Source organism: Alkalihalobacillus alcalophilus ATCC 27647 = CGMCC 1.3604, assembly GCF_000292245.2.
GTDB lineage: Bacteria > Bacillota > Bacilli > Bacillales > Bacillaceae_D > Alkalihalobacillus > Alkalihalobacillus alcalophilus.
This window is the reverse complement of the sequence record NZ_ALPT02000042.1, coordinates 24,134-36,707: the sequence shown is the minus strand read 5'-3', so window position 1 is coordinate 36,707 and position 12,574 is coordinate 24,134. Positions and strand designations below refer to the sequence as shown.

Annotated in this window: 12 protein-coding genes; 10 read left to right on the top strand and 2 right to left on the bottom strand. The window is 34.4% G+C overall.

Going from position 1 to position 12,574, the window contains the following annotated elements:
• Positions 1 to 404: 404 nt before the first annotated feature.
• The 7 genes from BALCAV_RS12490 to BALCAV_RS12460 all read left to right on the top strand — a co-directional run bounded on the left by BALCAV_RS12490 (position 405) and on the right by BALCAV_RS12460 (position 5,916).
• A complete protein-coding gene (locus BALCAV_RS12490) occupies positions 405 to 1,589 on the top strand; it encodes an aminotransferase class V-fold PLP-dependent enzyme (RefSeq protein WP_004428156.1) in 1,185 nt (394 codons plus the stop codon).
• A 13-nt stretch (positions 1,590 to 1,602) separates the two neighbouring features.
• Complete coding sequence (locus BALCAV_RS12485) at positions 1,603 to 2,229, top strand: HIT family protein (RefSeq protein WP_004428155.1); 627 nt, start codon at positions 1,603 to 1,605, stop codon at positions 2,227 to 2,229.
• Positions 2,219 to 3,220, top strand: coding sequence for an MFS transporter (locus BALCAV_RS12480; protein ID WP_081939277.1), 1,002 nt, complete (start codon positions 2,219 to 2,221; stop codon positions 3,218 to 3,220). The genes BALCAV_RS12485 and BALCAV_RS12480 overlap by 11 nt, the downstream gene beginning before the upstream one ends.
• Positions 3,221 to 3,315: 95 nt before the next feature.
• A complete protein-coding gene (locus tag BALCAV_RS12475; RefSeq protein WP_152563048.1) occupies positions 3,316 to 3,576 on the top strand; it encodes a hypothetical protein in 261 nt (86 codons plus the stop codon).
• A gap of 667 nt (positions 3,577 to 4,243) precedes the next feature.
• The gene (locus tag BALCAV_RS12470; protein WP_003323104.1) at positions 4,244 to 4,804 is read left to right on the top strand and encodes an isochorismatase family protein; all 561 of its coding nucleotides are present in this window, start codon (positions 4,244 to 4,246) and stop codon (positions 4,802 to 4,804) included.
• Positions 4,805 to 4,856: 52 nt separating this feature from the next.
• Positions 4,857 to 5,600, top strand: a complete 744-nt coding sequence (locus BALCAV_RS12465; RefSeq protein ID WP_003323103.1) for an aminoglycoside phosphotransferase family protein — start codon at positions 4,857 to 4,859, stop codon at positions 5,598 to 5,600.
• Between the two features lie 46 nt (positions 5,601 to 5,646).
• On the top strand, positions 5,647 to 5,916 hold the full coding sequence (locus BALCAV_RS12460; RefSeq protein ID WP_003323102.1) for a hypothetical protein: 270 nt from the start codon (positions 5,647 to 5,649) through the stop codon (positions 5,914 to 5,916).
• Between the two features lie 32 nt (positions 5,917 to 5,948).
• On the opposite strand, the gene BALCAV_RS12455 is transcribed toward BALCAV_RS12460, so the two are convergent.
• Entirely contained in the window at positions 5,949 to 7,133 is a 1,185-nt protein-coding gene (locus tag BALCAV_RS12455; protein ID WP_003323101.1) for a DUF418 domain-containing protein, read from the bottom strand.
• A 268-nt stretch (positions 7,134 to 7,401) separates the two neighbouring features.
• Positions 7,402 to 9,039: a ribosomal protection-like ABC-F family protein gene (gene abc-f / locus BALCAV_RS12450; RefSeq protein WP_003323100.1), complete on the bottom strand. Its 1,638-nt coding sequence runs from the start codon at positions 9,037 to 9,039 to the stop codon at positions 7,402 to 7,404.
• A gap of 745 nt (positions 9,040 to 9,784) precedes the next feature.
• Here abc-f and BALCAV_RS12445 point away from each other — a divergent pair.
• The 3 genes from BALCAV_RS12445 to nrdE are packed head-to-tail and all read left to right on the top strand — an operon-like array spanning position 9,785 to position 12,567.
• Entirely contained in the window at positions 9,785 to 10,021 is a 237-nt protein-coding gene (locus tag BALCAV_RS12445; RefSeq protein WP_003323099.1) for a glutaredoxin domain-containing protein, read from the top strand.
• A gap of 1 nt (position 10,022) precedes the next feature.
• Complete coding sequence (gene nrdI, locus BALCAV_RS12440) at positions 10,023 to 10,403, top strand: class Ib ribonucleoside-diphosphate reductase assembly flavoprotein NrdI (RefSeq protein WP_003323098.1); 381 nt, start codon at positions 10,023 to 10,025, stop codon at positions 10,401 to 10,403.
• Entirely contained in the window at positions 10,381 to 12,567 is a 2,187-nt protein-coding gene (gene nrdE, locus BALCAV_RS12435; protein WP_003323097.1) for a class 1b ribonucleoside-diphosphate reductase subunit alpha, read from the top strand. The genes nrdI and nrdE overlap by 23 nt, the downstream gene beginning before the upstream one ends.
• Positions 12,568 to 12,574 lie beyond the last annotated feature (7 nt).

Genomic DNA, 12,574 nt, shown 5'->3' with positions numbered 1-12,574 from the left:
AGCTCTGGCCCGTAGGGGCAGCAACTGCGGAGGATAAGCTTCAAAAAGAGAACCTCATGAAACACATCGTGGAAAAGCCTCATGAATCAACCAGGGATCGGGTGTGAGACGAATCGGTTGTCTTCGTACGACCTCGTGAGAAACCTCGCGGAAAAAACGACATGCCCCACTTCCCTGAAGAAGACAACCGAAGAGACAGTAGGACGTTGCCAAGCGATAAAGCACATTCCAATAGGGATGTGCTTTTTAGTATGCATAAAGAGAACGCTCGGGCTATCAATTTAATATTTATTCAATTTAACCTAACACTTAATAATTTTAGTTATTTATTGAAAAAAATCTAATATTTTAGTATGCTTTATTTGGTTGGTTATGTTAATTTTGTTACTAAAAGGAGGTTCAGAATGTATTTTGACAATGCATCTACCTCTTTTCCTAAGCCACAGGCAGTAATTGAGGGTATTAACAATTACTTAGCTTATGAGCAAGGAAATAGTCAACGTACGACGGGCAAAAAGAACACCGATATGATTTATGAAACAAGAAAGAAACTTGCAAATTTTTTTGGAGTAAAATCTATAAACAGTATGATATTTACTAGTAATGCAACTGAATCCATAAATGTAATCATTTATGGATTATTGGAGCAGGGCGATCATGTTGTAACAACTGCTACTGAACATAACTCTGTATTACGACCTTTATTAGATTTAAAGGAAAAAGGAATAATTACAATCTCTTGGGTAGATTGTGACAGTTATGGAGCTATTAACGCTAGTTCGGTTATAAAAAAAGTTAAAGAAAATACTAAATTAGTTATTGTTAACCATGGATCAAATGTAACCGGTGCTATTCAAGATATTGAAAAAATAGGAAGTCAATTAAAAAGTACAGATGCCCACTTTTTAATTGATACTTCGCAGACAGCAGGTCATATTCATATTGATAATAAAAATATTTTAGCAGATTTTATTGTTTTTACAGGTCATAAGGGGTTGCTTGGATGTACAGGGATAGGTGGATTTTATATTAACCCGGAAGTTCAGATAAATCCATTAAAGATTGGGGGAACGGGTGTTTTGTCAGAGCTTTTAAGTCAACCACAAGGCTTGCCCTTGAAATATGAAAGCGGTACATTAAATTCTCTGGGGATTCATTCTTTATACCACAGTCTAGACTATTTAAACTCTATAAGCATTGATACAATAGGGAAAAAACTAGAAAAAAATACTGATTGGATTGTTAAACGAATTAGCGGTTATGAAGATATAGAAGTGTATAGTCGAAAAAATAAATTGGGTATAGTTAGTTTTAATATTTCTAAAGTCCAACCAGTCAGGGTTTCTCATTTCCTTGAAGAAGGAATAAAGTTAAAATCCAGAGCCGGGTTACTTTGTGCACCATTAATACACGAGCATTTAAATACCAATCCGTTTGGTTGTGTTAGAGTAAGTATTTCACATTTTACTACTGATGAAGAAATAGAAAAGTTCCTGAGGTTTATAGATGAAATTATACATAACTTGAGCAATATTAGAAACATAAAAGTTCCTCAAGTTTATGAGACCCCGACTATATATAATGTTTAAAGGAGTGGAGTAAATGTTAGATAATTTAATGTCAGATTTTTGTACCTTTTGCGAACAAGATGAAAATAAAATTGTATATAGAACTAAGAATTATACTGTTTGGCTATCGGTAGGGCAAATCGTTGAGGGATACTGTTTAATTATTCCCAATGATCATTATCACTGCATTTGTTCAATTCCCAAGGAATTAAGAGAGGAGTTTTACTCTGTAAAAGAATACACTCGTTCATTTTTACAAGATTTGTATGGCTCATGTATATTTTACGAGCATGGAAGAGTTGGAGCATGTAATGTACAACCTGGTGAACAACTTTGCTATCATGGTCATTTACACGCTGTACCTATTCAGTCAGACTTACTGCCTCTATTTAAGGAAGATGGACTTTTTCCAATTACTTTAGCGAATGAAAAAGAGATGTTTGAGGTTTATAGAAAGATAGGTCACTATTTATTTTATGAAAATAATCAAGGTGAAGGGTTTATGTTCCATATCAACCAACCAATAAGACGACAATATTTAAGACATTTGGCAGCAAAAAGTATGGGAGATGAGAAACTTGCGGATTGGCACGACTACCCTGGGTGGGAGAAATTGTACGCTGCTAAAGAAAAAATATTGAATCATACTTATGCTAGATAAACCAAATCGTAGAGTATATTACCTATTTGTATCTAGTTTAGTTGCTAATTTTTTGGTGTCTTTTAATAATATGTCAATGAACGTTGCTTTGCCGAGTCTTGTAAGAATCTTTGATATTTCTTACAACACAGCACAGTGGTCAATTACTGTTTTCGTTTTAGCAATGTGCTTTACGATGCCTATTGCCCCATATTTATCGAGACTTATGGGAACGCCTCAGACCTTATTTGTAGGCATGTGTATGTTCACAATTGGTACAATTATTGGAAGTTTAGCCAGTCAAGAATTTAGCACGTTAATTATAGCAAGATTCATAATGGGTCTTGCTGGCGGATTACTCATTCCTGTTAGTATGATGATCGTTTATGAAATTTTCCCTTCAAATAAAAGAGGAGCGATGATGGGGGTTTGGGGTATCGTAGTTTCTATAGCTCCAGCCTTAGGTCCTCCTTTCTCGTCAGTAATGCTTGGCGTTTTTTCATCTTACAACAGTTTATTTTATATAAACTTTCCTTTCTTGATAATAATGTTCCTTTTATATAGAGGATACAAAAGTAATCAAAAGAAAAGGGGAAATTTTGATGCTCTAGAGTATTTGCTATTAGTTATAGGTCTTATAAGTTTTCTCTATGGAACAACAGAATTAAGCCACTCTGTCATATCAGGATTAATAATCATGGGAGTGGGCATTGTTTCTTTATTAGCGTACATATGGAGGACGTTTAAAGTTGTTGAGCCGATTCTTTCCATTGATGTTTTCAAGGTACCTGTTTTCGCGTACTCACAAGCTTTGGTGGCTATTGCGACTTTCTCTCAATACTCTATTTTAGTACTAGTTCCTATCATAATTGTGGAGTATATGAATTTTTCAGAAGTATACGCTGGTTTTTTTATGTTGCCCTATGCATTAATTTCTGGGTACTTTATGAGTTTAGGAGGAAAGCAATTAGACAAAAAAGGTGCCGTTCCTACAATAAAAAAGGAATTTTAATTATGGCTTTGGGAAGTGCGCTAATAGGAGTGTTTACATCACTCATACCCCTTTTTATAATTGGTGTCCTATTGCATGCAATAGGGTGGGGACTAATGAGCATGCCTAGTACCACTGCTGGATTAAATGGTTTAAAGGCAGAGAGTGTATCTGATGGTAGTTCTTTTTCAAACTTATGGAGACAAATGTTTAGAGCATTATCAGTTGTAATCTTAATACAATTGTATGAGATTATGAAAAACCTAAATTTGTTTGGTATTTCCATTTTGTTTGTGTTGTTCTCTGTTATGTATATAGTATCCACTATTGTCGCCAACAAGGTAGAGCGTCCAACACATATGGAAAAAGTTAGCTGAAAGGAGAAATACGAAGTGGCAGTAGGACGTTGCCAAGCGATAAAGCACAATATCTAAAGTAATGGGTTTACACTTTAGAGGTGCAAATAAGCCATTCATAAGCAAAAACACATGTGATTTCATAGTAGAAATCACATGTGTTTTTTGTAGCCATATCAATGTTTTATCACTAAATAGACATAAAATCACAGAGTAATTGACAACTATTCATTTAACCTACATGAATCACTTTATTATGGGTTGCTCTCTAAATATATAAATGCTAAAATATGGTATTAAATATATGGATAAAATAGGTAGGTGAGATAATTGTATAATTCGAAAAGACCAGTGAACTTTTACGAAGAAGGATTATATGAAATTGATAATAGTATTTGTAAACTATTAGAAGAAAGAAAGAGATTGTCAAACAATCCTGGCTTTCCACCTGTTGAATATATATCTAATTGGGCTAAAAAATATGAATTGATGTTCTACAGCAAGTTTTGTATCAAAACGACCTTATTCCTGATATCTCATTCCCTTTATTATACGAAATCCTATTTCATCAAAAGGATATAGCAAGCAGCCCTATTCTCTTTAAATTTTGAATGGTATAATAAAAAATCAGAACATTTCATTTATTCGGTTTTATATAATTTAATTACTTACTAATAGGAGAGATAAGATGAATCAGGCGTTATTAATTATTGATGCTCAGCAAGAGTTAATGGATGGAAATAGTGATGAAAAAGAAGTGTTTCAAAAAGATAAGTTAATTGCTAATATAAACAGCGTCATTAAGCAGGCATTAGCAAAAGGTGTACATATTATTTTTGTAAGAGATAAAGATGTTGCTGATGGTAGAGGGGCTGGTTTTCAGGTTCATAATAAAATCAAGATACCAACTAGTCCAGTCACTTTTATAAACAAAGAGGCAACGAATTCATTTTATAACACGAATTTACTTCCATTTTTACAATGGAACCAAATAGAGCACTTGGTGATTATGGGATGTAAGACTGAACATTGTATTGATACAGCGGTTAGAACGGCTACAGTTAACTCTTTTGATGTAACCCTTGTTGGTAATGGACATTCGACGACAGACTCGAAAACGTTGTCTGCTGAGAAGATTATTGCCCACCATAATGAGCTCCTTGATGGACATTACAACGTAGATAACTTTTCGGTTGTTAGATATAGTGATGAGAACTTATTCGAACCAAATCATAATCAATATCGGTAATTTTCTTTAAGTCTGCGTTCATTTATCAGGTTAATAGAAAGTAGGGGATAAAGTGAACCTGATTGCAACTGGAAATACAGCAAAAATATATCTTCACGAAAATAAAATCATCAAAATATATAATGATAAATTGCCTGAAACAGAGTCAATACATGAGGCTAATAAACAGAAATGGGCTTACTCTTTTGGACTCTCTGTTCCTAAAATATTAGATGTTACAAAAATTGAGGGAAAACAAGCGATCATCATGGAGTATAGTAAGGGGAAGACATTAGGCGAGCTTCTATTAGAAAACAAGGATCAAGCAGAATATTATATGAACCTATCCATTGATATGCAACAACAAATTCATTCGGTTGTTCCGAATACTACATTGGAATTGATGACGGAAAAGCTCCAGCATCAAATACAAACTGTATCGATTTTGGAGAAAAAACAACAGGACATGTTAATTAAGAAGTTACATTCTATCACATTTGATAAAAGACTCTGTCATGGTGATTTTCATTTATTTAACTTAATTAAGACGGATAATAAAGTAACGATTATTGATTGGGTCGATTCTAGTGTTGGGGATATTCGTGCTGACGTCTATCGCACCTATCTTTTGTATTCATATTTTTCATTAGAATTAGCCGAGATGTATTGTCGACTTTATTGTGAGAGAAGCGGACTATCTAAAATCGAGGTTTTTCAATGGGCACCGATTATTGCAGCGGCAAGGTTAGCTGAAAATGTCAGATCTGAAAGTTCTGAGCGTCTTTTGGAAATCGTTAATCAATTCTGTCCGTTATAGTTTAATAGAGAAATAAGTCTTTTATTAAGGAGCAGTGGTAGGGAGAATGGGTATATTTTTTGAAAAAGCGACTAAGCCTTCGTTAAAACCTTTTATGATTGCGAGGATAGTCATCCTATTTATGATTTTCATTCAGTGTGTTTTCTTTTTCTTTCATGAGTTTCAATATAATTTATTAGCGATGACTTTATTGCTAGTTGCGATTGGGTCATTATTAGATGGAATAGAGGCAATCATCCAAGGTGATCGATTGTATAAGTACTTTGCTTTATCGGGAGTATTCTTCTTATTGGCACTTATTACTTTTTCAATTTAGAGCTGGGTTTTGTCCCAGCCCTTCTTTTGTGTTTAAGCTGTTTCCTTCGTGTGTTCATTTGATTTCGTCTTTTTGATAAAGGACCAATATGTAAAAGTACGAAGAAGGTATTCGAATGGACCGTATTTCCATTTCTTTAAATAATATCGGCTCGCAAGCATTTGTAAGAGAAAAAGTCCTATCCCTAACAATAACCCTAATGTAACACCAAGTTTACCGTATAGGCCAAGTCCATAACCATAAAAAATGAGTGTACAAACGATACTTTGAATTAAGTAATTCGTTAATGATAATTTACCAACGCTTGCGGCACCTTGAAATAAAGAAGAAGCGTGTGCTGTTTTTTCATAAAGAAAAGCGATGAGAAAAATATAACCTAATGCTAAAAGGTTGGCCCCGAGTAAAGAAAACATTCCTAACCAGTGGACCTCTGGAAAAATAAAATAAAGTGATTTAGCTAATAGGGCTACCGGGATAAGGAAAAGCCCTTTTTTATACATCCTTCTTTCTGCTGAAGGAACGGTAAACCATTGCTTCTTTGCTGCATACATCCCAAATAAAAATAAAGGAGCAATCATAAGCGGCATTAATAGTGCCATGAGAAGGAGTGCTTCATCGGGTATTCCTAAATATTCAAAGGGTATAATCTCATTACGAAACTGATTGATTTCTGAATAGGTCCCTTCACTATAAGTAACATTGGCTAACCCTATATATTCCTTTAAGCCACTAATATCCAATTCAGACATATCATTTGCCCCATAACCTAATAGTGTACTGAGAGATAACAAGGTAATAGACCATATCAAGAGTGTTTTGGAATGTCTACCGACGAACATTAATAAGAGTAAACCTGCGATTCCATAAGTTAATAAAATATCACCTTCCCATATAAATGTTCCATGCAAGTATCCTAAGATGATTAAGAGGAGAAAACGTCTTAATAATTTCCTTTTTGGTTTTTGGTCTGCGGATAAGCTTCTTTCTCGCATAATGACCATGCCATATCCGAATAAAAAGGCGAATATCGGCATAAAGCTTCCTTCAATAAAAATTTTCACCACGTAGTAACTAAACCAATCAACCGAGTGAGGTGAGAATAGCTCAAGCTCGTCTTTCCCAAACACCCCATACTGAAAGATAAGTAAATTAGCTTGCAAAATTCCAAATAAACATAATCCCCTAATCACATCAAGAAGCTGTATTCTTGGTTGCAAATTTTTTTCCTCCATTCAATATTAACCATTATTTGTATGTGTCTTGAATAATTTACCATATCATTATAAATCTTTCTATATAATCCTGAAAAAGGTTTTTTATGGTAATGAGCTTTTTATGATGATTTCACTTTTAGAAGCCACGTTGAATGTCGTTGTGGCAACATACGTTTTAGTCTCCTTCTAACAGGGGCGATTAAAGTTGATAAAGAACATAGAACCACGAAAAACACCCCAATCAAGTAGATTGAGGTGTTTTTCGTGGTTCTTAAGAAAGTTCCTTTATTTTTTTAGTAAGTTCATTAAACTTTTGATCGAGTTCTGTATATTCTTTACTGCTAGGGCTTATAAAGCTCAGTTTACCTAACACTTCCTGTCGTTCTGTTTCAAGTTTTAACCTTAATTCTTCAATATCATTTGTTTTGGGTGAGGATTCGTTTCCATTTAGCTGCTTGTAGATACCTTTCTCAGAAAAAATAAGATTGATGTCAGTTGTTTTTTCGAGAAAATAACGATCGTGGGAAACGATCAGCAGTGTTCCTGTATACTGTGCCAAAGTATCTTCAAGCTGTTCACGAGAAGGTAGGTCCAGATGATTGGTTGGTTCATCTAAAATAAGGACATCTTTTTCCTCTAAAATATACTTCATCAACTTAATCTTTACTCGTTCACCCATACTCATATTTTGAATCGGTTCCGTCCATTGCGAAGCACTGAAGCCTAAATGTTTCATTAAATTTTGGACATGTCCTCTTCCTGAAAAGGTTTCCTGATAAAAAAGTTGCTCTGGCGTTTGCCGAAGGGGAAGGTCAAATACCTCCTGTGTTAAATAACCTATTTTAGCTGATGGAGAAATCCAAATATCCCCTTCGCCAGTCTCTTCTCCAACAATCATTTTCAAAAAAGTTGTTTTGCCACTTCCATTTGGCCCCGTAACGGAAACTTTTTCACCATGTTGAATCGTAAAATGAACATTTTGAAATAGAGTTTGCTTGCCAAATGTTTTAGCTAGATTTTTGACTTCTAAAAATCTTTTCCCAACTTTGTGGGTGGATTCCATCGAAAAATGAACTTCATATTCAGGCTCAAGTGGTTTAGCTTTGATTCTTTCGAGTTCTTTCTCTAATCGTTTTTGCTTGGATTGTACTTGTGAATCTAGACGTTTTGCTTTGACACGATAATATTCTTTGAAGCCTTCTTTTTTAGTCGATTGTGCATGACCTGATTGAGCCCATGAGGTCAACTGATTCATTTGTCCTTCAATGCGCTCGACCATTTTTTGTTGCTTTTCGTATTCACGCTGCTGTGTTAGTCTTTTTTGTTCGCGTGCTTCCATATAACTTGAGTAATTGCCAGTATGGGCGTAGACCTTTTTATGCTCAATGGACCAAATTTTTGTTGCCACTTCATCTAAAAAATAGCGATCATGTGAGACTAAAATAACGGTACCGTGATAACTTTTTAGTTGTTTTGTTAAAAAGTCTAAGCTTTGTTGATCAAGATGATTGGTCGGTTCATCGAGTAATAAAAGAGCGGTCTCTTTTGCTAAACCTCTAGCAAGGCGTGCTTTTAATTTTTCTCCGCCACTTAATTGTGCGTAAACGCGAACTGGAACGTCCCATTTCTTTAATAGGATTTCTTCTTGATTGGTGATGTTATCAAAAGAATGGGATTCGGTTTCTTGCTCAACGATCGTGATTTTGAGATGGTTTTGTATTTGTTTAATTTGCCCTGTTGTCGGGACTAAATCACGATTTAGTAGCTGTAACAAAGTCGATTTCCCAGCTCCGTTTTTTCCAATGATCCCAATGATATCCCCTTGTTGAATATTTGTGTTTACCTTCTCAAAAATAGTCTGATCATTTATTTCATAGCTGATATTTTGTAGTTGTAATAATTCTTTCATTAAAATTTCCCCCTTCTTTTTTAGGAGAATAAAAAAATCCTCCCAATAGACATGGAAGGATTAGTCGCATTTTAACGTACCTAAATGAAGCCATATAATCATATAGCTCAAACGTTTATAGAAAAATGGGCAGACTAATCCTATGTTTTATAATCTGAAATATACGATTTCAAATGTAAAAAATAGGTTAGTTATCCATCGTCCACCCATCATTCCTTTCCGTAAATAATAATAAAATTGTAGCATGAATAAAATATGGATGCAATAAGTCATAAATATCCTATTAAATGTCATAGGCCATACGTAGAGTTTTGTCGATTGATGCTAAAAAAATGTTCTAAATTTAAAAGGGAATGTCCTATTATAAGAGTCGATAAATAATAAAATAATCGGGTGTTTGTCCTCAATTAAATGAGGGGAAAGAGTGATATGAGAGAAAGAAATATGCGATTTTTTTAAATCTTTTTTTTTATGAGAGAGTCGAATTAAATTTGTTGTTAGTCGCTATATATTGTGTTAATATGTGATAAGAACATCAATATATTGACGATGGTTAAGAATTTGTCAAGCCCTAATTTCGCACACTTTTAAAAGTATATACGATATAAGTAGATAAAACAAATCTATTACTCACGAAAATATTTCTATATGATCGAGAGGCTTATAGAATAGGGCTTTATCTCTTTAATTTGTCTAGGTTTGCTTATGAATATGAATAATAAATAAAAGAATGGTGGTCATAATTATGTCAAAAGTGACAGTGTATACAAAGAACGGTTGTCCGCAATGTGAAATGACAAAAGTCGTTTTAAATGGAGAAGGTATTGAGTTTCAAGCTTTTAATATTGAAGAAGATCAAAAGGCTTTTGATTATGTTGTGAATACCCTAAATTTACGTCAAATGCCAGTCGTTGTGGCAGATGGGACAGAACCATTTACAGGATTTCAACCAGATAAATTAAAAGAATTGGTGTTGAATTAAATTGCTCATTGCCTATCTTTCTTTAACTGGGAATGTTAGAGAATTTGTGGAAAAAACAGGGATGAAGTCTGTTGAAATAAATTACAGCGATCCTTGTGAAGAAATGGATGAACCCTTTATTGTGATTGTCCCAAGCTATGATGAGCAAATTACTGAGGTGATTAGTTCTTTTGTTGATTACCAGATGAATAGGAGCCATTTAATAGGGTTCGTAGGCAGTGGTAATTTAAATTTTGATGGCGATTATTGTTTTAATGCTAAGGACTTGTCCAAAAAGTATAATAAGCCTTTATTATATACATTTGAATTTAGTGGGACGAATAATGACTTACTGAATTTCAAGGAGGAATTGAACCACTATGCAGGCACCGGAATTAAGTAAAAAGGTAAAAGAGGATACTTATTTTACCTTAAACAATCTATTGAACTTGCCAAAGGAAGGCAAGATTCAAATTGATAAAGATAGAGAAGCCGTAAAAGCTTACTTTTTAGAATATGTAAATCCAAATACGGTCTTTTTTCATTCGTTAGATGAGAAGCTCGATTATTTGATTGAGAATGACTATATAAAAGAGGATTTTTTAAATAAATATGACCGAAAGTTTGTTAAAAAAGTATTTAAATCGATTTATAATCATAAGTTTCGTTTTCGTTCTTTTATGGGGGCTTATAAATTTTATTCCCAATATGCGATGAAAACCGATGATGGTCAGCGTTTTTTAGAAAGATATGAGGATCGTTTGGCTTTTAATGCTCTTTCGATTGCGGATGGGGATGAACAATTGGCTTTAGATTTAGCGGAGGAATTAATTAACCAACGTTATCAACCAGCGACTCCAACATTCCTAAATATCGGTAAAAAGAGATCGGGTGAAATGGTGTCTTGTTTTCTATTAACGGTTTCTGATGATATGAATTCCATTGGTAGAAGTATTAATTCAGCATTACAATTATCTAAATTAGGTGGCGGAGTTGGAATTAGTTTATCGAACGTCCGTGCAAATAATGATCCAATCAGAGGCATTTATGGACTAGCTGATGGGGTAGTACCTGTCATGAAAATGTTTGAGGATGCTTTTTCTTATGCCAATCAAGGTGGAGCAAGAGATGGTGCCGGGGTTGTTTATTTGAATATTTTCCATCCTGATATTGTTGATTTCTTATCGGTTCGAAAAGAAAATGCGGATGAGAAAGTAAGAATTAAGACTTTATCGCTTGGCCTTGTTGTGCCTGATAAATTTTATGAACTAACAAAAAGTAACGACTTTATGTATTTATTCTCACCACATGATGTTGAAAAAGTGTATGGGAAACCATTTTCTTATGTGGACATCACAAAAGAATATGACAACATGGTCGACAACCCTGAAATTCGAAAATCGAAAATCAAAGCGAGAGATTTAGAGACGGAAATTAGTAATCTTCAAAATGAGAGTGGCTATCCGTATATTATTAATATCGATACGGTGAATCGTGAAAATCCGATAGACGGACATGTGATTATGTCAAATCTTTGTACTGAAATCTTTCAAGTGCATAAAGATTCTATGATTAATAATGACCAGACATACGCTCAATTAGGAAATGATGTTAGTTGTAATTTAGGTTCAACAAATGTCGCGAACTTAATGAAATCTCCTGACCTTGGGAAATCCGTACGAACGATGCTTCGTGCTTTAACATATGTGACAGACCATTCAAGTATTGATGTCGTTCCTTCTGTAAAAAATGGTAATGATATGTATCATTCAGTCGGTCTTGGAGCGATGAATTTGCATGGTTTCTTAGCGAAAAACCAGATTTATTACGGATCTCCTGAAGCGATCGAGTTTACGGATATTTATTTTATGTTATTAAACTATTGGACACTTACCGAAAGTAATCGAGTTTCGATTGAAACAGGAAAGACTTTTTACGATTTTGAAAAGTCTAAATATGCAACAGGTGAGTATTTTGATAAATATTTAGCGGAAGAGGACTTTTCGTTTAAGCATGAGAAAATAAAAGAAATCTTTGAAGATATTTTTATTCCCCGTCACGAAGATTGGGAGAAGCTTAAAGCGTCCGTAATGGAACATGGAATTTATAATGCGTACCGACTCGCTGTGGCCCCTACTGGCTCGATTTCTTATGTGAATGAAGCAACCGCCTCGATTCATCCGATTACGCAAAGGATTGAGGAACGTACAGAGGGTAAACGTGGGAAAGTGTATTATCCAGCCCCTTATTTAACGAGTGAAACGATTCCACATTACGAGTCTGCTTACGATATCGATCAACGAAAGATTATTGATACGTATGCGACCGCACAAAAGCATGTCGACCAAGGATTAAGTATGACCTTATTTTTAAGATCTGAATTACCAGAAGGACTATATGAGTGGAAAGTGAATAGTGATTATCCGACGAAAAAAACAACAAGAGACTTAAATATTTTAAGAAACTATGCATGGAAAAAAGGCATTAAATCCGTTTATTATATTAGAACCTATACGGATGATGGAACTGAAGTTGGTGCCAACTATTGTGAATCGTGCAGCATTTAGGGAGGTT

Excerpts from the sequence above, each read along its gene's own strand:
- BALCAV_RS12490 (WP_004428156.1), top strand. The coding sequence starts at position 405 with ATGTATTTTGACAATGCATCTACCTCTTTTCCTAAGCCACAGGCAGTA.
- BALCAV_RS12485 (WP_004428155.1), top strand. The coding sequence starts at position 1,603 with ATGTTAGATAATTTAATGTCAGATTTTTGTACCTTTTGCGAACAAGAT.
- BALCAV_RS12480 (WP_081939277.1), top strand. The coding sequence starts at position 2,219 with ATGCTAGATAAACCAAATCGTAGAGTATATTACCTATTTGTATCTAGT.
- BALCAV_RS12475 (WP_152563048.1), top strand. The coding sequence starts at position 3,316 with ATGAGCATGCCTAGTACCACTGCTGGATTAAATGGTTTAAAGGCAGAG.
- BALCAV_RS12470 (WP_003323104.1), top strand. The coding sequence starts at position 4,244 with ATGAATCAGGCGTTATTAATTATTGATGCTCAGCAAGAGTTAATGGAT.
- BALCAV_RS12460 (WP_003323102.1), top strand. The coding sequence starts at position 5,647 with ATGGGTATATTTTTTGAAAAAGCGACTAAGCCTTCGTTAAAACCTTTT.
- abc-f (WP_003323100.1), bottom strand. The coding sequence starts at position 9,039 with ATGAAAGAATTATTACAACTACAAAATATCAGCTATGAAATAAATGAT.
- BALCAV_RS12445 (WP_003323099.1), top strand. The coding sequence starts at position 9,785 with ATGTCAAAAGTGACAGTGTATACAAAGAACGGTTGTCCGCAATGTGAA.
- nrdE (WP_003323097.1), top strand. The coding sequence starts at position 10,381 with ATGCAGGCACCGGAATTAAGTAAAAAGGTAAAAGAGGATACTTATTTT.